Origin of the sequence: uncultured Ralstonia sp., assembly GCA_913056305.1 — a bacterium.
GTDB lineage: Bacteria > Pseudomonadota > Gammaproteobacteria > Burkholderiales > Burkholderiaceae > Ralstonia.
In genome coordinates, this window is record CAJXMR010000029.1 from 1 (window position 1) to 19,785 (window position 19,785).

The following is a 19,785-nucleotide window of genomic DNA, read 5'->3' on the forward strand; positions in this document are numbered from 1 at the left end:
GCGCGATCATCAAGGAAGACCTGCCCTGGCAGCACATGCTGTCGTACATCGAGGCGGCCATCCGCGTGTACAACCGCTACGGCCGCCGCGACAACAAGTACAAGGCGCGCATCAAGATTCTGGTGAAGGCCATCGGCGCGGAAGAATTCGCCCGCCAGGTGGAAGCAGAGTGGCAGCAGATCAAGGACGGCCCGTCGACGATTACGCAGGCCGAGTTTGAGCGCGTGGCGCCGTTCTTCGCGCCGCCTGCCTATGAAAAGCTGGCCGACACCGACGCTGCCTACGAAACCGCACTGCTCGAGAACAAGGCCTTCGCGCGCTGGGTCAGCCGCAACGTACATGCACACCGCGTGCCGGGCTACGCATCGGTGACGCTGTCGCTCAAGCCGGGCGTGGCGCTGCCTCCGGGCGACGCGACCGCCGAACAGATGGCGCTGGTGGCCGGCTGGTCCGAGCGCTTTGGTTTTGGCGAGCTGCGCGTGGCGCACGAGCAGAACCTGATCCTGCCGGACGTGAAGAAGCACGACCTGTTCGCGCTGTGGCAACTGGCCAAGGAACACGGCATGGCCACCGCCAACATCGGTCTGCTGACCGACATCATCGCTTGCCCGGGCGGCGACTTCTGCTCGCTGGCCAATGCCAAGTCGATCCCGATCGCGCAGGCCATCCAGGCGCGCTTCGACAACCTCGACTACGTGTACGACCTGGGCGAGCTGTCGCTCAACATCTCGGGTTGCATCAACTCGTGCGGCCACCACCATGTCGGCAACATCGGCATCCTCGGTGTCGATAAGGCCGACGAGGAGTGGTACCAGGTGTCGCTGGGCGGCGCGCAGGGCAACGACTCGGCGCTGGGCAAGGTGATCGGCCCGTCGTTCAAGGCCGAAGAGATGCCCGACGTGATCGAACGCATCATCGACACCTTCGTGGCCAACCGCGTGGAAGACGAGCACTTCATCGATACCTACAACCGCATCGGCATGACTCCGTTCAAGGAACGCGTGTATGCCCAAAGTGTGAAGCAGGCGGCCTGAGCCCGAGGGGAAACGAACATGAGCAAGATCATCAAGCTGCAAAGCGGCACCCCGGCCATCGTGGCCGATGAATGGACCGTGCTGCGCGCCCCTGAGGGTGAGGCGGGCGGCGCGCTGACCCAAGCCGACGTGGACGCCGCCACGCACGCCATCGTGCCGCTGGCCTACTGGGAAGCCAACCGCGACGCGCTGCTGACCCGCGCCCGCGCCGGCACGCTGGCCGTGTGGCTGGCCCCGGACGACGAGCCGTTCGCGCTGCAGGCCGATTTGGCGAGTCTGCCGCTGGTGGCGGTGGACTTCCCGGTCTTCCGCGACGGCCGTGGCTACAGCACCGCCTTCCTGCTGCGCCAACGCCTGGGCTTCACGCGCGAGCTGCGTGCCATCGGCGACGTGCTGCGCGACCAGTTGACCTTCATGAAGCGCTGCGGCTTCGACGCCTTCGCCGTGCATGCCGACAAGAGCATCGACGATGCCCTGAACGGCTTCGGCGAGATCGGCGTGCTGTACCAGGGCGCCATCGACGAGCCGCGCCCGCTGTTCCGGCGCGACCGCGCAAGCCAAGCGGGGGTGGTATGAGCAGTAAGCAGGGGCCCCGCGTAGCGGGGATGCGCACGACCGCGAATACCACCGCTCGCCGACACCATTGCGGTGCGATCTACGACGTGTGGTCGGAGGCGAGAGCATGAGCGAATCGCAAGACATCGCCGTGTCGGAAGTGCCGGTGTCCATGATCGGCCGCCCGGTGCTGTGGTCGCGCCCGGTCTACACCGGCACCGCTGAGGCGCTGGCTGTCAAGGCCGCCGCGCTGTTCGAGCGTCTGGCCGAGATCGCTGCCAAGCACGGCGTGGCGAAGTTCGCCACCAGCCTGGCCGCCGAAGACATGGTCGTGACTGACGCCATCCTGCGCAGCCCCGAGGCCGTGCGCGCGCACCTGCCGATCTTCACGCTGCAGACCGGTCGCCTGCATGCCGAGACGCTGGCGATGCTCGACCGCATCCGCGAGCGTTACGACTACGCGATCGAGCAATACACGCCGGACGCCCGCGCGGTGGAAGCCTACGTGCGCGACCACGGCCTGAACGCGTTCTACGACAGCATTGAATTGCGCAAGGCATGCTGCAACATCCGCAAGGTGGTGCCGCTGAATCGTGCGCTGAAGGATGCCGATGCCTGGCTGACCGGCCAGCGCCGTGAACAGGCCGTCACCCGCGCCGACCTGCCGTTCGTCGAAGACGACGACGCGCGCGGCATCGCCAAGTACAACCCGCTGTTCGACTGGACGGAGGCCGAAGTCTGGGCTTATCTGGAACAGCATGCGGTGCCCACCAACGCGCTGCACGACAAGGGCTACCCCAGCATCGGCTGCGAGCCCTGCACCCGTGCGGTGCGCGCCGGCGAGGACGTGCGCGCCGGCCGCTGGTGGTGGGAGTCGCGCGATAGCAAGGAATGCGGTTTGCACGCGACGAATCTGTCGCAAAAGAGCTAAGGAATGATCATGGGAGTGATGAGCGAGATCCCCGGCACGGCACTGACGCCGATGCAGAACGACCACCTCGACTGGCTGGAAGCCGAGTCGATCTACATCATCCGCGAGGTGGTGGCGGAGTGCCGCAACCCGGCGCTGCTGTTCTCCGGCGGCAAGGATTCGATCGTCATGCTGCACCTGGCGCTCAAGGCCTTCCGCCTGGGCGACCGTGAGATCGAACTGCCGTTCCCGCTGGTGCACATCGACACGGGCCACAACTATTCGGAAGTGATCACCTTCCGCGACCAGCGCGTTGCTGAGCTGGGCGCGCGCCTGGTGGTCGGCCACGTGGAAGACTCCATCAAGCGCGGCACCGTACGCCTGCGCAAGGAAACCGATTCGCGCAATGCCGCCCAGGCCGTCACGCTGCTGGAGACCATCGAATCGCACGGCTTCGACGCCCTGATGGGCGGCGCCCGCCGCGACGAAGAGAAGGCCCGCGCCAAGGAACGCATCTTCTCGTTCCGCGACGAGTTCGGCCAGTGGGACCCGAAGGCCCAGCGCCCGGAACTCTGGAGCCTGTACAACGCCCGCATGTCGCGCGGCGAGCAGATGCGCGTGTTCCCGATCTCCAACTGGACGGAGCTGGACGTGTGGCAGTACATCGCCCGCGAAAACCTGGCGCTGCCCCCGATCTACTACGCGCACCAGCGTGAAGTGGTGCGCAAGAACGGCCTGCTGGTGCCAGTCACGCCGATCACGCCCAAGGCCGATGGTGATGTGAGCGAGGTGCTGTCGGTGCGTTTCCGCACGGTGGGCGACATCAGCTGCACGTGCCCGGTGGCGAGCACCGCCGCCACGCCGGCCGAGATCATCGCCGAGACGGCTGTGACCGAGATCACCGAACGCGGCGCCACGCGCATGGACGACCAGACCAGCGAGGCGTCGATGGAAAAGCGCAAGAAGGAAGGGTATTTCTGATCATGACGAACCAAGCATCCCACCAAGGCCTGCTGCGCTTCATCACTGCCGGTTCGGTCGACGACGGCAAGAGCACGCTGATCGGCCGCCTGCTGTACGACAGCAAGGCCGTGCTGACCGACCAGCTGCAAGCGCTGGCCAATGCCAAGAACAAGCGCACCGCCGGTGAGCAGATCGACTTCTCGCTGCTGACCGACGGCCTGGAAGCCGAGCGCGAGCAGGGCATCACGATTGACGTGGCGTACCGCTATTTCTCGACCGCCAGCCGCAAGTTCATCATCGCGGACACGCCGGGCCACGAGCAGTACACGCGCAACATGGTGACGGGCGCCTCGACCGCGCACGCCGCCATCATCCTGATCGATGCCACGCGCGTGACCACCACCAACGGCAAGACCGAGCTGCTGGCGCAGACCAAGCGCCATTCGGCCATCGTCAAGCTGCTGGAATTGCAGCATGTGATCGTGGCCATCAACAAGATGGACCTGGTCGACTACAGCGAAGCGCGCTTCAACGAGATCCGCACCGCCTACGACGCGCTGGCCGCCCAGCTGGGTCTGAAGGACGTGCGCTACGTGCCGGTCTCGGCCCTGCGCGGTGACAACATCGTGCACGCGTCCGAAGCCATGCCGTGGTACCAGGGCGAGCCGCTGCTGGCGCTGTTGGAAGACCTGAAGGTGGAAGACACCGCCCCGGCCGGCGACGATGCGCTGCGTTTCCCGGTGCAGTTCGTGGCGCGCCAGGATGGCTCGCAGGCGGACGACTTCCGCGGCTACATGGGCCGCGTGGAAGCCGGCACCGTGCGCGTCGGCCAGGCCGTGCGCGTGCTGCCCGCCAACCGCGAAACGACGGTTGCCGAAGTGCTGACGCCCAATGGCGCGGCCGATTCCGCTGGCCCCGGCGAGACCATCACCGTGCGCCTGGCCGATGACGTGGACATCTCGCGCGGCGATACCATCGTCGCCACCCCGACCACCGCCGCCAACGCCGCGAAGAAGCTGCAAGCCGACCTGTGCTGGTTCGACGAGCATGAGCTGAACCCGGCCCGCAAGTACGTGCTCAAGCACACCACCGCCACCGTGTTCGCGCGCGTGTCGGAGGTGGAGCGCGTGCTGGACGTGCACACGCTGTCGCACGAGACTGGCCGCAAGCAGATTGCGCTCAACGACATCGGCACCGTCAGCATCAGCTTGCAGAAGCCGATCGTGTGCGATGCCTACGGCGACAACCCGGCCACTGGCGCGTTCATCCTGGTGGATGAAGCCACGCATCACACCGTGGCAGCAGGCATGATCCGTGCATTTTCCTGAGGCAGATGGGGCACAGTAAGCTGCGCCCCGCGGGAAAAAGCAAAGGAAGCTAGGCAAATGGAAGCGAAGACTGGCAAAACTCTGGGCCGCGTGAGCCTGATTGGTGCAGGCCCTGGCGCCGCGGACCTCATCACGGTGCGCGGTGCACGGTTGTTGGGCGAAGCCGAGGTCGTGCTGCACGACGCACTGGTCTCGCCCGAGGTCTTCCAGTATTGCCCGCAGGCGGTGCTGATTGCGGTGGGCAAGCGCTGCGGCAAGCGCTCGACCGCGCAGCGCTTCATCAACCGCCAGCTCGTCGACCTGGCGACCAAGTATCAGCGCGTGGTGCGCCTCAAGGGCGGCGACCCCATGCTGTTCGGTCGTGCCGATGAGGAGCTGCAGGCGCTCGAAACCGCCGGCATCGTGTACGAAGTCGTGCCCGGCATCACCGCTGCGCTGGCGGCGGCCTCGGCGATCCGCCAGCCGCTGACCAAGCGTGGCGTCGCCCGTAGCGTCGCCTTCGTCACGCAGGCCAAGGCCGCCGATCCGGATACGCCGCAGCCCGAGGGCCCAACGTCTGGATTGCCAGAGCCAGCTGTGCAGGCCGATTCGCTGGTCTACTACATGGGCCGCGACCAGGCGGCTTCCATCGCTGCTGACCTGATCGCGCGAGGGCGCGCGCCGTCGACGCCCGCCTGGGTGGTCGAGGCCGCCACCACGCCCGAGCAGCGCTCGGCCTGCTTCACGCTGCAGCAGATGGCCGATGGCGCCGCTGCCGCGTGGATCAATCCGGACCACCCGAGCCTGCTGATGATCGGCGACGCGTTTGCCGCCCGCGCATCGGCGGCCGCGCCGGAAGCCCTCCCCAGCGAGCCCCACGTCCTAGCCGCCTGAGCCCCTGAGCGGCGCTCAGAAGGTCGGCCTCACCTTCCCCAACACCTTCCCGGCTTCCATCGCACGGAATGCCTGTGGCGCGTCCTGCCGCGGCCGCACCGGATCGACGATCGGGCGCAGGCTGCGCAGCGCCGCCCGGTATTCGGGCCGGGGGTTTGCGCCGGTGCGTCTGATCGCTCCACAGTTGGCTGAGGGTGTGCTGTCGGCGCATCGCTTGACGAGTGCATCGACGCAGTGGGATGTTTGCGTGCAGCGCGCGCCGTCGCTCGGCCGCCTGGCGCGCAGGGTGGATGCGCTGGAGGCGGGGTCGTCGGACGAAGCCGACGCGGTGGCGGGCTGATCCCGATCCGAACCTTTCTCCGCTTGCAATGCCCCACGTCATCATCGAGTACACGGCCAACGTCGAAGCCGATGCGCGCATTCCCGAGCTGATGCGCGTGCTCAATGCCGTGCTGATCGACCATGCGGATGTGTTTCCCACAGGCGGTATCCGCACGCGTGCGCTGCGCCTGGACCAATACCGCATGGCCGATGGCACCGAGGACGACGCCTTCATCCACGTGACCTTCCGCATCAGGGCGGGCAGGCCGAAGGCGGTGACGGGGCCGGTGTGCCAGGCCCTGTTTGCCGGCTTGCGGGCGCATCTGGCAGACGTGTTCGCGCGCCGCTATCTCGGCCTGACGCTGGAGCTGGTGGAGTTCGACACGCACGGCTTCCATGTCGAGAACAACGTACACGGGCGTTTCGAGCGCGAGGTCGAGCCGCAATAGCGGCCGAAGGGGCAGATCAGCCGAGCTGGCGCATGCAATAGCCAGCGATGGCGTCGAGCACGGCGTCGTCCTCGCCGACGGCCTCGGCGCAGCGGATGGAGAGGGCCGGGTGCGCTTGCGCGCAACGCTCGACCAGCGCCGGCAGGTCGCGCCGCAGGTGGCCGCCCTGGCCGAAGAACACCGGTACGATCGTCACATCCTGCGCGCCGTCGGCGGCGAGGTCGTCGATCGTGCCCGGCAGGTCGGGCGTCATCAGTTCAAGAAAGGCGAGGCGGATGTCGACCGCAGGTTGTTGCGCGATGAGTCGCTCGCGCAGGCGGTCAAACGGCTCGCGCCAGCGAGCATCGCGCGCGCCATGCGCAAACAGCACGAGCGCGCGCGCGGCCATCAGTGGCGCTCCACCCAGCGCAGCGCCACCAGGGCGAAGGCCAGGTACAAGGCGCCCGGCACGATGGCGGTGAAGATGGCCGGCCACGTATTGAGCAGGCCGACGTGCGAGAACAGGTTGTTCACCAGCTGGAACGACAGGCCCAGCATGATGCCGCCGAACACCTTCAGGCCCACCGCGCCGGCACGCGCATGGAGGTAGGCGAAGGGCAGGGCCAGCGCCATCATCACCAGCACGGTGAAGGGGTAGACCACCTTCTTCCACAGCGCGATCTCGTAGCGCTGCGTGTCCTGCTTGTTGTCGCGCAGGTGGCGGATGTACTGGAACAGGTCGAACGTCGCCATGCGATCCGGCGTGACCATCAGCACGGAGAGGATCTGCGGCGTCAGCTCGGAGTGCATCTCCTGCGTGGGCAGCTTGGTCTGCTCGCCGCGGAAGTCGGGCGCCAGGGCATCGGGTGCGCCGGGCGCGGCCTGGATGGTGTCCTGCGGCGTGGCGGCGGCGGGTTTGCGCTCGAATTCGATGAAGCGCGTCTGCGTCACATCGTTCAGCTCCCAGCGCTGGTGCCCCAGGTAGCGCCCCTGCTGTGCCACGCGGATCGAGTTCAGCCGATAGTCCGAATCGAATTCGTAGATGCGCAGGCCCTTGATGGTCTGGTCCGGCTGCAGCGCACCCACGTTGACGAAGCGCGTCATCTCGCCGCCAGTGCCATCGGGCTTGGCCGGGCCGCGGTCCTTGACCCACACGCCCGAGCGGAAGTCGGACGATACCGTGGCGCCCAGGGCCTCCAGCCGCACCTTCTGCGCATATTCCTCCGACTTCGGTCCGATGAACTCGCCGAAGGCGTAGGTCACCAGCGCCAGCGGCAGCGCGATCTTGAACAACGACAGCAGCGCACGCCGCGTATCCAGCCCCGCCACGCGGAAGATGGTGAACTCCGACTGGCTCGCCATCTGCGAGAACACGTAGATGGCGCTGATGAGCGCGGCGACCGGAATCACCTCATACACGCGCGTGGGTGCCTGCAGCATCACGTGGAAGAACGCGATGAGCGTGGTGTAGCGCCCGACCACCGAGCCCAGCTCGCTCAGCATGTCGAAGAAGATGAACAGCGCCAGCACCGCAAACAGGATGAAGACGAACACGCCGTAGATCTGGCGCGCGAAGTACTTCTCGTAGACCGGCATCTTCATCACGCGCCCGCCTTCTTCGATGCAAGACCGAACAGGGCAAAGAAGCCCTTCAGGCCGGCTGCGCTGTTCTGGCGGAAGCGGAACAGCAGCATCGCACAGACGAACGCCGCCAGGTGCAGCGGCCACCAGGCCAGCATCGCGCTCATCTTGCCCTGGGCGACCCATGCTTGCGACAGGTTCAGCAGGTTGGAGTACGTCAGGTAGATCAGCACGGCAAAGATCATCGGCGTGTAGCGGCCCAGGCGCGGGTTGACGTAGGCCAGCGGCACGGCGATCAGCACGAAGTTCAGCGCCAGCAGCGGCAGGCCGATGCGCCAGACCAGCTCGCCCAGGTTCTCGGGCGTCGGGTTGGCGAGCAGGTCGGCGGTCGAGCGGCTCTTGGTGGGCAGGCTCGCGTCGGTCTGCGGCGGCTTGTTGGCGACCTTCACGCCGTACTTGTCGAACTCGACGATGCGGTAGTCGAGCTTGCCGGGCGTGCCCTCATAGCGGCGGCCCTTGTCGAGCACGACGTAGCGGTCGCCGTTGGGCTGGGTCTGGAACTCGCCGGTCTTGGCCAGCGCCACGCCGATCTTGTCTGCTTCCGCGTTGGCGACGAACAGGTTGCGGGCGTGCTTCATGCCCGAATCCACGCCTTCGATGAAGAGCACGTAGTTGCCGTGCGCCGGTTCGATGAAGCGGCCGGCGGAGATCATCGACAGCACGTCGCGCTGCTCGAAGCGGTCACGGAACAGCGCGCTCTGCTGGTTGGCCCACGGCCAGCCGAACAGGGCCAGCAGCGCCACCAGCACGATGAACGGCGCCGAGAAGCGCAGCACCGGGCGGACGAAATCGGTCAGGCTGATGCCGGAGCTGAACCACACCACCATCTCGGAATCTTTGTACCAGCGCGTGAGCACCAGCAGCACCGAGATGAAGAGCGTGGCGCACAGGAGGATCGCAAGGTAGCCCAGCGTGGCCAGGCCGATGAGGAGCAGGACGTCGTTCGGATTGGCCTCGCCGTTGGCGGCCATGCCGAGAATGCGGATCACTAGCGTGGTCAGCATGAACGTCAGCAGCACGAGGAAGACGGCGCCGGCGGTGAAGGACAGCTCGCGTCGCAGGGCTTGTTCAAAAATCATGCGGATGCGGGATGGGGGGCGATGGTCAACCCGGCAACGTCTTGCCGGAGCCACCGCGAAAAATCGCGGATAATGTGGGCTTTCGTTGACTCGCCTCATAGAGAGAAGCGCGATGGAATTTAGCACAAAAGCCCTGGACTGGGCCAAAGCGGGCGCCCTGGCGGCCAAAAGCGATTGCCTCGTGATCGGTCTGTTCGAGTCGCAGACCCTGGCCGGCGCCGCCAAGGCGCTGGACGTGGCCACCAAGGGCCTGGTCGGCCGCCTGGTCAAGCTGGGCGACTTTGAAGGCAAGCGCGGCACCTCGCTGCTGCTGCACGAAGTGGCTGGCCTGGGCGCCGCCCGCGTGCTGCTGGTCGGCCTGGGCAAGGAAGCCGACTTCGCCGACCGCGCCTACGCCGAAGCCGTGCGCACCGCATTGCGCGCGCTGGCTGGCACCAAGGCCGCCAACGTGACCTGGGCGCTCACCGAGCACACCGCCCGCGACAAGGACACCGCCTGGGCCGTGCTGACCGCCGTTACGCTCATCCGTGAAGCCAGCTACCGCTTCATCGAGCGCCATCCGGAACTCAAGAGCAAGCGCGACAAGACCAACGGCGGCCTGCGCAAGGTCGTGCTGACCGTGCCGGCGGCCGACGCCAAGGCGGCCGCCGTGGCCGCCACGCGCGGCACCGCCATCGCCAACGGCATGGACCTGACGCGTGACCTGGGCAACCTGCCGTCCAACATCTGCACGCCGACGTACCTGGCCAACACCGCGCGCCAGATCGCCAAGGATTTCAAGCTGAAGGTCGAGGTGCTCGGCCGCAAGCAGATGGAAGCGCTGAAGATGGGCGCCTTCCTGTCGGTCACCAAGGGCAGCGTCGAACCGCCGCAGTTCATCGTGCTGCGCTATATGGGCGGCCCCGTCAAGCAGGCGCCGGTGGTGCTGGTGGGCAAGGGCATCACCTTCGACACGGGCGGCATCTCGCTCAAGCCGGGCGAGGGCATGGATGAGATGAAGTACGACATGTGCGGCGCGGCCTCGGTGCTGGGTACGCTGCGCGCCGTGGCCGAGATGGGGCTCAAGCAGAACGTCATTGCCGTGGTGCCGACCTGCGAGAACATGCCGAGTGGCATCGCCTCCAAACCGGGCGACGTGGTTACCAGCATGTCCGGCCAGACCATCGAGATCCTGAACACCGACGCCGAAGGCCGCCTGATCCTGTGCGATGCGCTCACCTACGTGGAGCGCTTCAAGCCGGCCGTGGTGATCGACGTGGCGACGCTGACCGGCGCCTGCATCATCGCGCTGGGCCACGTCAACACCGGCATGTACGCCCGCAGCGATGCGTTGGCCGATGCGCTGGTGGCGGCCGGCAAGCAATCGCTCGACACCGCCTGGCGCATGCCGCTGGACGAGGAATACCAGGAGCAGCTCAAGTCCAACTTTGCCGACATGGGCAACATCGGCGGCCGCCCGGCCGGCAGTGTGACGGCGGCCTGCTTCCTGTCGCGCTTTACCGAGAAGTACGACTGGGCCCACCTGGACATCGCCGGGGTGGCTTGGAAGAGCGGTGCGGCCAAGGGCGCCACCGGCCGCCCGGTGCCGCTGCTGACGCGTTTCCTGATGGATCGCGCCTGATGCGCCTGAAGCACTACACCCGATGACCCGCGTCGATTTCCACAGCAACGTGCCCGGCAAGCTGGCCTATGCCTGCCGGCTCGTGCGCAAGGCTTACGGCGCGGGCCAGAAGGTGATCGTGGTGGGGGATCGCGCCGCGCTGGAAGCGTTCGACACGCAGTTGTGGACCTTCAGCCAACTCGATTTTCTGCCGCACTGCGGTCTGCGGCATCCGCTCGCAGACCAGACGCCGATCCTGCTGGCCGATGCCGCCGAGCCGCTGGACGACGCGCCGCATCACGACATTCTGGTCAACCTGTCGGCCGAGCCGCCGCCGCTGTTCGCGCGCTTTGCCCGGCTGATCGAGATCGTCGGCGATGACGATGCCGACCGCGCCGCTGCGCGCGATCGCTTCCGCTTCTACCGCGACCGCGGCTACCCGATCCAACATCACGACGTGGGGCGTGCATGACAGACCCTAGGTCCCCTGCGGACAACAACATCCCGGTCCTGACCGAGATCGTCGATCTGGACGACGCTCCGCTGGAGGTTGCGCCGCCGGCTCCGGCTTCGTCCCGTCAGCCCGCTGCGGCTGCAGCCGTCGTGCCGCCCGCCTTGCGTGAGCAGGGCCTCGTGCCAACCTCGGCGATGCCGCCCGCTGGCACCGACGCCGCGCGCGTGATGGGTGAGGTGATGTGGCGTTTTCAGTCTGAATGGCCGGCGCTGATCGAGGCGCAATGCCGCGCGGCGCTGGAGTCGCGCCTGTCCCTGCTGACCGAGCAACTGGCCGCAGACCTCACGCGCACGCTCGAAGCCCGCCTGATGGACTGGCTGGGCGCCGCGCTGGACGACGCACTCGCCGCCCAGCGCAAGCCGCCTCAGCGTTGATCGCTCACTGAGCCGCGACGGCTGCCTTGCCCGGCAGCGATACCGCAGCGCGCGCTGCCGGTTCGTGCGTGTACGGGCGATGCAGCTCGCACGCCGGATTCAACCGCACGCCAAAACCCGGCTTATCCAGCGCCGACACCGGCATGCGTCCGTTCACCGGCACCGGCTCATCGAGCAGCAGCGGCGTGAACATCGGCACCACCTTGTCCGCCTTGGGCGCCATCATCAGGAACTCCGCAAACGGGCTGTTGTGGCGCGTCACCACGAAGTGGTAGCTGTACACCGATGAGCCGTGCGGCACGACCATCGCGCCGTGTGCATCGGCCAGTGCCGAGATGCGGATCAGCTCGGTGATGCCGCCGCACCAGCCTACATCCGGTTGGATGATGTCGGCGCAGCCCATTTCCAGCAGCATGCGGAAGCCCCAGCGCGTGGCTTCGTGCTCGCCCGTGGTGACCAACATGCCGCGCGGCACGTTCTTGCGTAGCGCAGCGTAGCCCCAGTAGTCGTCGGGCGGCAGGGCTTCTTCGATCCACTTCAGGCCGTATGCATGCGCGGCCTGCGCGAGGCGCGTGGCGTAGGGCACGTCCAGGCTCATCCAGCAATCCCACATCAGCCAGAAATCGTCGCCGACGCGGTTGCGCATGGTTTCCAGCGTTGCCAGGTTCTTGCGCAGGCCTTCTTCGCCTTCCGCCGGGCCGTGCTGCAGCGCCAGCTTGCCGCCGATGAAGCCCATCTGCTTGGCCAGGTCCGGTCGCGCGCCGGTCGCATAGAACTGCAACTCGTCGCGCACCGGGCCGCCGAGCAACTGGTGCACCGGTTCGCCACGCACCTTGGCGAGCAGGTCCCACAGCGCCAGGTCCACGCCCGAGATGGTGTTGATGACCACGCCCTTGCGGCCGTAGTACAGCGTGGCGTGGAACATCTGGTCCCACATCGTCTCGATGTCGGTCACGCGGCGGCCTTCCAGGAAGCGCGCCAGATGCTTCTCGACGATGAACGCACCGATCTCGCCGCCGGTCGTGACGGCAAAGCCGACCGTGCCGTCGCTGGCTTCGATCTCCACCACCAGCGTGCCGAGCACGTTGATGCCGAACGACTGCCGGCTCTGGCGGTACTCGGGGTAGCGCGACATCGGCGTCGAGATGTGGTCGTCGATCCAGTGGCCTTCGCCCTGGTCGTGGTAATCGGCGCCGCCGCCGCGCACGGTAAAGGCGCGGACGTGGCGGATGGTGGGCATGCTCATGGGAGACTCCTGCGAGTGCGAAGGGAAAGCGAGAACTAATGCGCGTGGCGCGGTGCCAGGGTGGCGTCGGGCCGGCGGTGCATCAGCGCGATCAGCGCCGCGCCGACGAGGGTGGTGCAGGCGAGTACGTACAGCCCGGCCTGCGTAGACGCGAACGCCTGTTCAGCCCAGGCGCGCACGTTGGGCGCGACAAAGCCGCCCAGCGCGCCCAGCGAGTTGATCAGCGCAATGCCGCCAGCGGCTGCGGCGCCACCGAGGTAGCCGGTGGGAAAGGTCCAGAACAACGGCTGCACGGCGATGAAACCGGCGGCTGCAAAGCACAGCGCCACGAGCGAGAGCATCGGCGTGTGACCCGCCGAGACCGCGATGCTGGCACCGGCCACCATGAGGGTGACGACGGCGTAGCCGCGGTGCTGCCCGTGCTGGCTCGCCAGCCTCGGGATGAAGAACGCCGCCACCAGCGCACACAGCCACGGGATCGCCGTCACCACGCCGACCATCAGTCCGACCTTCTGGCCGAGCAGCGAGCCCACCTGCGTCGGCAGGTAGAAGGTGACGCCGTACACACTCATCTGGATCAGTGCGTAGATCAGCGACAGGTAGAGGATGCGTGCGTTGCACAGCGCGGCCAGCACGCTGCGCGGGCCGTGCGCGTGCTTGGCGTGTTCCTCGCGCGCGATGGCGGCGGACAGCGCCTGGCGCTCGGCAGGCGTGAGCCACGCGGCATCGTCCGGCCGGTTGTCGAGATACCAGAATGCCCACACGCCCACCGCCGAGGCCAGCGCGCCTTCGATCAGGAACATCCACTGCCAGCCGGCCAGGCCCGCCGCGCCGTGCAGCTCCAGCAGCCAGCCTGACAGCGGCCCGCCTACGATGAACGCGAGCGGCGCGCCGAAATAGAACATTCCCATGACCCGCGTGCGCGAGGCGGCGGGGAACCATTGCGTCAGGTAGTAGATGACGCCGGGGAAGAAGCCGGCCTCCGCCACGCCCAGCAGGAAGCGCAGCCAGTAGAACGCCGTCTCGGTATGCGCAAACATCATGGCGGCGGAGACGAGGCCCCACGTCACCATGATCCGGCACATCCACACGCGTGCGCCGACGCGATGCAGGATCAGGTTGCTCGGCACTTCGAGCAGCGCATAGCCGATGAAGAACACGCCGGCGCCGAAGGCATACGCGGCGTTGGACAGGCCCGTGTCGGCCTGGAACGCCGCCTTGGCAAAGCCGATGTTGGCGCGGTCCAGGAAGGCCAGCACGTACATCAGCAGGAGGAAGGGCACCAGCCGGCGGATGGCCTTGGCCACCGCGCCGTCGAGCGCGTCGGTTTGCTGCAGGGTCATGGTTTGTCTCCTTGGGGTGGCTCGGCGTGTGTCCCCCGATGCCGGGATGGCCGCCCGCGCGGCCGAAGAGGTTGCAGCGTGCGGCTAGTAGGTGGCGCGGCCTCCGGACAGGTCGAACACGGCGCCGGTGCTGAAGGCGCAGTCCTCGGAACTCAGCCACGCGATCATCGCGGCGGCCTCGTCGACATGCAGGAAACGGCCCATCGGGATGCGCGAGAGCATGAAGTCGATATGGCTCTGCGCCATCGAATCGAATATCTCCGTGCGCGCGGCGGCCGGCGTGACGGCGTTCACGAGGATGCCCTTGCCCGCGACTTCCTTGCCGAGCGACTTGGTCAGTCCGATCAACCCCGCCTTGGACGCGCTGTAGTGCGAAGCGTTCGGGTTGCCCTCCTTGCCGGCGATGGACGCCACGTTGACGATGCGTCCGTAGCCGCGCTCCAGCATGTGCGGCACCACGGCGCGGCAGGTGAGGTAAGGCGCGATCAGGTTGACGTCGATCACGCGGCGCCACACGTCGGGCGCCAGTTCCCACGTCACGCCGTTGCCGCCGGTGATGCCGGCGTTGTTGACGAGCACGTCGATGCGGCCGTGCAGAGCGAGCGTTTGTTGCGTGGCGGCGTTGACGGCGGCCTCGTCGGCGAGGTCCAGCGCGTGGGTGGAGATGCGCTCGACGGCCTTGCCATTGAACGGCGCAGCCAGCGCTTCCTTGGCTTGCGCGAGGCGCTCGGCATCGATGTCCCACAGCGCCACCGAGCCGCCTGATTTGAGCGCGCGCTCGGCCACCGCATAGCCGATGCCGCGCGCGCCGCCGGTGACGACGGCCACGCGGCCGGTCAGGTCGATCTGGTTCATTACGCGGCCTCCTTGGCGCCGGTCAGGGCGTGCACCACGCGCTGCTCCTGCTCGCCCAGGCCGGCGATGCCCAGGCGCATGGTCTGGCCCGCGTGCAGATACACCGGCGGCTGTTGGCCCATGCCGACGCCCGGCGGCGTGCCGGTGGAGATCACGTCGCCCGGCTGCAGGCTCATGAATTGGCTGATGTACGAGACCAGCGTCGGCACGTCGAAGATCATCGTGCGCGTGTTGCCGTCCTGGTAGCGCTTGCCGTCCACCTCCAGCCACATATCGAGCGCCTGCGGATCGGGCACCTCGTCGCGAGTGACGAGCCAGGGGCCGAGCGGGCCGAAGGTGTCGCAGCCCTTGCCCTTGTCCCAGGTGCCGCCGCGCTCGAGCTGATAGGCGCGCTCGGACACGTCATTGACGACGCAGTAGCCGGCCACGTGGTCCATCGCCTCGGCCTTGCTGAGATAGCGCCCGGCCTTGCCGATCACCACGCCGAGTTCGACTTCCCAGTCGGTCTTCTCCGAGCCCGGCGGGATCTCCACGTTGTCGTTCGGGCCGACGATGGCGCTCACCGCCTTGGTGAACAGCACCGGCTCGGTGGGCACGGCCATGCCAGATTCCGCAGCGTGGTCGGAATAGTTCAGGCCCACGCAGATCATCTTGCCGACGCGGCCCACACACGGCCCCAGGCGCGGCGTGCCGGGCACGGCGGGCAGTACCGACATCGGCAGGCCGCGCAATCGTGACAATTCGTTCGCGCCGAGCGCCGCGCCGGCAATGTCGTCAACATGCGCGGACAAGTCGCGCAGCACGCCCTGGGCGTCGATCAGTCCGGGTTGTTCTTGGCCGGGTTCGCCATAGCGCACGAGTTTCATGCGGTCTCCTAGGTGGTTGTGGTGTGACTTGGCTTCCGACTATATTCAGCGGTGCGATAGCTCTCAAATCGAAAAACAATGGAGATTGATTCCAAATTGGAATGGCAGGGTGGTCGGCGGATTCGCTCCTCGTCGCGGATCGAGCGGCTGCGCGTCAAACACCTGACGCTGCTGGAGGCGATCGGCGCGCTGGGCAACCTGCACCAGGCGGCCGCGGTGATCCACGTGACGCAGCCGTCGGCGACCAAGCTGCTGGCGGACGTGGAGGAGGCGTTTGGTTTCCCGCTGTTCGAGCGCCTCCCGCGTGGCATGCGGCCGACGCCGCTCGGGCAGGAGGTGGTGGCCTATGCCACGCAGACGCGCGCGGGCCTGCAGCGCTTCCTGGAAGACCTGGAGTTGAAACGGCAAGGCGGCTTCGGCCAGCTCGTGGTAGGCGCCATCATGGGCGCCGCGCCGGACCTGATCGCCCACGCCGTCACCGAGCTGAAGGCCGAGCGGCCGCGCCTGAACGTGCGCATCCTCGGCGAGACCAGCGACCAGGTGGCCGCGCTGCTGGAGCGCCGCGAGATCGAACTGGCCGTCGGCCGCTTCGCCAGCCTGCAGCAGCACAACGAGTTCGATTTCGAGCCGCTGGCCAACGAGTCGTTGCGGCTGGTGGTGCGGGCCGAGCATGCGCTGGCGGGGCAGGGCGACGTCGCGCTAGCCGATTTGCTGGCGTGGCCGTGGATCATGCAGCCCGTGTCGAGCCCGGCGCGGCAGGTGCTGGAATCGGAGTTCGGCGATGCGCGGCTGCCCTCGCCGGGGAACGTGGTGGAGTGCGGCTCGATCTTCGCGACGCTGCAGTTGCTGCAGACCAGCGAGGCGGTGGCGATGCTGCCGGAGTCCGTCGTGCGCGATTACCTGAAGGCGGGGCTGCTGCGCGAGTTGCCGCTGGCGGTGGGGCAGAAGCTCACGGGCTTTGGCGTGCTCACGCGGCGTGAAGACGTGCTCAGCGAGCCGGCGCAGGCGTTTTGCGCGCTGCTGCGCAAGTACGCGACACACGGCGCGCACGCATGAAAAAACCCGCCATGTGGCGGGTTCTCTCGTAATGCAGGCAAAGGCCGATCAGCCCGTGACCGCGCCCTTGCTGGCCGGCGCAGCGAGTTGCGCGAACTTGGCCAGCACGCCACGCGTATAGCGCGGTGCCGGCTGCTTCCACGCAGCGCGGCGGCGCGCCAGCTCATCGTCCGCCACGTTCAGTTGCAGCAGGCGCTGGTGCGCGTCGATCGTGATCGAGTCGCCTTCCTGCACCAGACCAATCGTGCCGCCCACAAACGCTTCCGGCGCGACGTGGCCGACCACCATGCCCCACGTGCCGCCCGAGAAGCGCCCGTCGGTGATAAAGCCCACCGATTCGCCCAGGCCCTTGCCGATGATGGCCGAGGTCGGGGCCAGCATCTCCGGCATGCCCGGGCCGCCCTTCGGGCCGAGGTAGCGCAGCACCAGGATGTCGCCGGCCTTGATCTGGTCGCCCAGGATGGCCGTCATGGCGCTTTGCTCGTCCTCGAACACGCGGGCCGGGCCGGTGATGACCGGGTTCTTCAGGCCGGTGATCTTGGCCACGGCGCCTTCCTCGGCCAGGTTGCCCTTCATGATGGCCAGGTGGCCTTCCTTGTACAGCGCTTTCTCGATCGGCAGGATCACGTCCTGATCAGCGCGCGGCTGGTCCGGCACGTTGGCCAGTTCTTCGGCCAGCGTCTTGCCGGTGATGGTGATGCAATCACCGTGCAGCAGGCCGGCGTTCAGCAGGAGCTTCATCACTTGCGGGATGCCGCCTGCCTTGTGCAGGTCGGTCGCCACGTACTGGCCCGACGGCTTCAGGTTGCAGATCACGGGCACGCGCTGGCGCACGCGCTCGAAGTCATCGATGGTCCATTCCACTTCAGCGGCGTGGGCGATCGCAAGGTAGTGCAGCACGGCGTTGGTCGAGCCGCCGGTGGCCATGATCACGGCCACGGCGTTTTCGATCGACTTGCGCGTGATGATGTCGCGCGGCTTGAGGTCGCGGCGCACGGCCTCGACCAGCACGCGGGCCGATTCAGCGGCGCTGTCGACCTTCTCCTGGTCCGGGTTGGCCATGGTCGACGAATACAGCAGCGACATGCCCAGCGCCTCGAACGACGAGCTCATCGTGTTGGCGGTGTACATGCCGCCGCACGAGCCGCTCGACGGGCAGGCGTTCTTCTCGATGCCCTCGAAGTCTTCATCGCTCATGCGGCCGGCGGTGAACTCGCCCACGGCCTCGAACGACGACACGATGGTCAGGTCCTTGCCCTTCCAGTGGCCCGGCTTGATGGTGCCGCCGTACACGTAGATGCCCGGCACGTTGGTGCGGGCGAGGGCGATCATGCCGCCCGGCATGTTCTTGTCGCAGCCGCCGATGACGACCACGCCGTCCATCCACTGGCCGTTGACGCAGGTCTCGATGCAGTCGGCGATGACTTCGCGCGAGATCAGCGAGAACTTCATGCCCTCGGTGCCCATCGACATGCCGTCGGAGATGGTCGGCGTGCCGAAGATCTGCGGGTTCGCCTTGGCTTCCTTCACGGCCGCCACGGCCACGTCGGCCAGCTTCTGCAGGCCCGAGTTGCACGGCGTGATGGTCGAATGGCCGTTGGCCACGCCGATCATCGGGTTGCTGAAGTCTTCCTTCTTGTAGCCCAGCGCGTAGTACATCGAGCGGTTGGGCGAGCGGGCCACGCCCTGAGTGATGTTCTGGGAACGCTTGTTGTCCGGCATGGTGGTCCTCCGTGGGGATCGGGGAAATATCGTTCTGAGGAAACTGTGTGGGGCACAGAATGCCGCTGGACAAATGGCGTGTCAAATATATTATTGAGCGATTATTGAGTCGGAAAAACTATCAATCACACCCATGGACCTGCGCCAGCTCCGCTACTTCGTGACCGTCGCCGAGGAACTCCATTTTGGCCGCGCCGCCGAGCGCCTGGCGATGACGCAGCCGCCGCTGTCGCAGCAGATCCGCGCGCTGGAGGAGGAGCTGGGCGTGACGTTGTTCCACCGCACGCAGCGTTCGGTAGCGCTCACGCCGGTGGGCGCGCGCTGGCTGGTCGAGGTGCGCCGCGTGCTGGCCGAAGCTGCCGCGCTGCCTGCGCTGGCCCAGCGGCTGGCGCGCGGCGAGGTGGGCTCGCTGTCGCTGGCCTTCGTCAGCACGGCCGACTACGGCATCCTGCCCGCGGTGCTACGGCACTTTCGTGACGCGCGGCCCGATGTGCAGCTCCAGTTGCGTGAAGCTACCAGTGACGTGCAGATCGAGGCGCTCCTGGCCGATGAGGTGGATGCGGGCGTGGTGATCGCGCATCACGCGGGCTCTGTTCCCGGTGAGCTGGATTATCGGCCACTGGTGCGTGAGCGGCTGGTGCTGGCGGTGCCGGCCTCGCGTGCCGCGCAGTGGGGCGTGGCCCCCGGGCAGCCCATCGCGCTGGCCGATGCGGCGGCCGAGCCGCTCATCATCTTCCCGCGCCGGTCCGCGCCTGCGCTGTATGACATCATTACCGGCTATCATGCCGCGCACGGCGGTGGGGACACTGCAACGCGCATCGGCCAGGAAGCCATCCAGATGCAGACCATCGTCAGCCTCGTCTCTGCGGAGATGGGCGTGGCGCTGGTGCCCGCATCGCTATGCAACCTGCAGCGGACCGGCGTGGTCTATCTGGAACTCGCCGCGCCGAGCCCGTTCATCGAGACCGGTCTGGTGTGGCGGCGCGATGCGGCCTCGCCGGTGCTGCCGTGGTTCGTGGCCAGCGCCGAGGCGGTCGCCCGGCAGCACAAAGACAACCAAACCTGATTCGTTCGACA

Annotated in this window: 20 protein-coding genes and 1 pseudogene; 13 read left to right on the plus strand and 8 right to left on the minus strand. The window is 67.1% G+C overall.

The annotated features are described in order from the left end of the window. The 8 genes from QZ609_RS07440 to QZ609_RS07475 form a co-directional block, all read left to right on the plus strand. The coding region (locus QZ609_RS07440) for a nitrite/sulfite reductase (protein ID WP_295492761.1) at positions 1-1,034 on the plus strand (1,034 nt) is incomplete at its 5' end. 18 nt (positions 1,035-1,052) lie between these two features. Continuing rightward, positions 1,053-1,610, plus strand: a complete 558-nt coding sequence (locus tag QZ609_RS07445; RefSeq protein WP_295492764.1) for a DUF934 domain-containing protein — start codon at positions 1,053-1,055, stop codon at positions 1,608-1,610. A gap of 106 nt (positions 1,611-1,716) precedes the next feature. Continuing rightward, on the plus strand, positions 1,717-2,520 hold the full coding sequence (locus QZ609_RS07450) for a phosphoadenylyl-sulfate reductase (RefSeq protein ID WP_295492766.1): 804 nt from the start codon (positions 1,717-1,719) through the stop codon (positions 2,518-2,520). Positions 2,521-2,529: 9 nt separating this feature from the next. Next, on the plus strand, positions 2,530-3,480 hold the full coding sequence (cysD, locus tag QZ609_RS07455; RefSeq protein WP_295492768.1) for a sulfate adenylyltransferase subunit CysD: 951 nt from the start codon (positions 2,530-2,532) through the stop codon (positions 3,478-3,480). 2 nt (positions 3,481-3,482) lie between these two features. Beyond that, a complete protein-coding gene (locus QZ609_RS07460) occupies positions 3,483-4,790 on the plus strand; it encodes a sulfate adenylyltransferase subunit 1 (protein ID WP_295492769.1) in 1,308 nt (435 codons plus the stop codon). A gap of 57 nt (positions 4,791-4,847) precedes the next feature. Then, positions 4,848-5,663 carry a uroporphyrinogen-III C-methyltransferase gene (gene cobA / locus QZ609_RS07465; protein ID WP_295492771.1) on the plus strand — a complete coding sequence of 272 codons (816 nt, stop codon included), beginning with the start codon at positions 4,848-4,850 and terminating at the stop codon, positions 5,661-5,663. Positions 5,664-5,877: 214 nt separating this feature from the next. Further along, positions 5,878-6,003, plus strand: a complete 126-nt coding sequence (locus QZ609_RS07470) for a hypothetical protein (protein ID WP_295492773.1) — start codon at positions 5,878-5,880, stop codon at positions 6,001-6,003. A gap of 28 nt (positions 6,004-6,031) precedes the next feature. Next, the gene (locus QZ609_RS07475) at positions 6,032-6,433 is read left to right on the plus strand and encodes a 5-carboxymethyl-2-hydroxymuconate Delta-isomerase (RefSeq protein WP_295492775.1); all 402 of its coding nucleotides are present in this window, start codon (positions 6,032-6,034) and stop codon (positions 6,431-6,433) included. Positions 6,434-6,449: 16 nt separating this feature from the next. Here QZ609_RS07475 and QZ609_RS07480 read toward each other — a convergent pair whose 3' ends face one another. From QZ609_RS07480 to lptF, 3 genes are read right to left on the minus strand one after another with little or no spacing between them, the layout of a single operon-like run. Next, positions 6,450-6,821, minus strand: coding sequence for a CbiX/SirB N-terminal domain-containing protein (locus QZ609_RS07480; protein WP_295492777.1), 372 nt, complete (start codon positions 6,819-6,821; stop codon positions 6,450-6,452). After that, positions 6,821-8,014 carry an LPS export ABC transporter permease LptG gene (gene lptG, locus QZ609_RS07485; protein ID WP_295492779.1) on the minus strand — a complete coding sequence of 398 codons (1,194 nt, stop codon included), beginning with the start codon at positions 8,012-8,014 and terminating at the stop codon, positions 6,821-6,823. The genes QZ609_RS07480 and lptG overlap by 1 nt, the downstream gene beginning before the upstream one ends. After that, positions 8,014-9,132 carry an LPS export ABC transporter permease LptF gene (gene lptF / locus QZ609_RS07490; RefSeq protein ID WP_295492782.1) on the minus strand — a complete coding sequence of 373 codons (1,119 nt, stop codon included), beginning with the start codon at positions 9,130-9,132 and terminating at the stop codon, positions 8,014-8,016. The genes lptG and lptF overlap by 1 nt, the downstream gene beginning before the upstream one ends. A 112-nt stretch (positions 9,133-9,244) precedes the next feature. On the opposite strand from lptF, the gene QZ609_RS07495 reads away from it, so the two are divergent. Genes QZ609_RS07495 through QZ609_RS07505 form a run of 3 tightly spaced genes read left to right on the plus strand, consistent with a single transcriptional unit; the run spans position 9,245 to position 11,620 of the window. Beyond that, positions 9,245-10,753, plus strand: coding sequence for a leucyl aminopeptidase (locus QZ609_RS07495; protein WP_295492784.1), 1,509 nt, complete (start codon positions 9,245-9,247; stop codon positions 10,751-10,753). Positions 10,754-10,775: 22 nt separating this feature from the next. After that, complete coding sequence (locus tag QZ609_RS07500) at positions 10,776-11,204, plus strand: DNA polymerase III subunit chi (protein ID WP_295492786.1); 429 nt, start codon at positions 10,776-10,778, stop codon at positions 11,202-11,204. Beyond that, a complete protein-coding gene (locus QZ609_RS07505) occupies positions 11,201-11,620 on the plus strand; it encodes a DUF2486 domain-containing protein (protein WP_295492788.1) in 420 nt (139 codons plus the stop codon). Before QZ609_RS07500 ends, QZ609_RS07505 begins: the two co-directional genes overlap by 4 nt. Before the next feature lie 70 nt (positions 11,621-11,690). Here the strand turns inward: QZ609_RS07505 and rhmD are convergent. From rhmD to QZ609_RS07525, 4 genes and pseudogenes are all read right to left on the minus strand, one after another. Beyond that, positions 11,691-12,866, minus strand: a pseudogene (gene rhmD, locus QZ609_RS07510) (L-rhamnonate dehydratase); the annotation flags it as partial. A gap of 35 nt (positions 12,867-12,901) precedes the next feature. Beyond that, on the minus strand, positions 12,902-14,209 hold the full coding sequence (locus QZ609_RS07515; protein WP_295492790.1) for an MFS transporter: 1,308 nt from the start codon (positions 14,207-14,209) through the stop codon (positions 12,902-12,904). Positions 14,210-14,293: 84 nt separating this feature from the next. Next, on the minus strand, positions 14,294-15,064 hold the full coding sequence (locus QZ609_RS07520; RefSeq protein WP_295492792.1) for an SDR family NAD(P)-dependent oxidoreductase: 771 nt from the start codon (positions 15,062-15,064) through the stop codon (positions 14,294-14,296). Next, on the minus strand, positions 15,064-15,930 hold the full coding sequence (locus QZ609_RS07525) for a fumarylacetoacetate hydrolase family protein (protein WP_295492794.1): 867 nt from the start codon (positions 15,928-15,930) through the stop codon (positions 15,064-15,066). Before QZ609_RS07525 ends, QZ609_RS07520 begins: the two co-directional genes overlap by 1 nt. Before the next feature lie 78 nt (positions 15,931-16,008). Between QZ609_RS07525 and QZ609_RS07530 the strand changes: the two genes are divergently transcribed. After that, positions 16,009-16,986: a LysR family transcriptional regulator gene (locus tag QZ609_RS07530; protein ID WP_295492796.1), complete on the plus strand. Its 978-nt coding sequence runs from the start codon at positions 16,009-16,011 to the stop codon at positions 16,984-16,986. A 48-nt stretch (positions 16,987-17,034) separates the two neighbouring features. Here QZ609_RS07530 and ilvD read toward each other — a convergent pair whose 3' ends face one another. Further along, positions 17,035-18,708 (minus strand): dihydroxy-acid dehydratase, encoded by a 1,674-nt coding sequence (ilvD, locus tag QZ609_RS07535; protein WP_295492798.1) that lies wholly within the window; start codon positions 18,706-18,708, stop codon positions 17,035-17,037. Positions 18,709-18,841: 133 nt separating this feature from the next. Here ilvD and QZ609_RS07540 point away from each other — a divergent pair, with 133 nt between their 5' ends. Then, positions 18,842-19,774 (plus strand): LysR substrate-binding domain-containing protein, encoded by a 933-nt coding sequence (locus QZ609_RS07540; protein WP_295492800.1) that lies wholly within the window; start codon positions 18,842-18,844, stop codon positions 19,772-19,774. Positions 19,775-19,785: the final 11 nt, after the last annotated feature.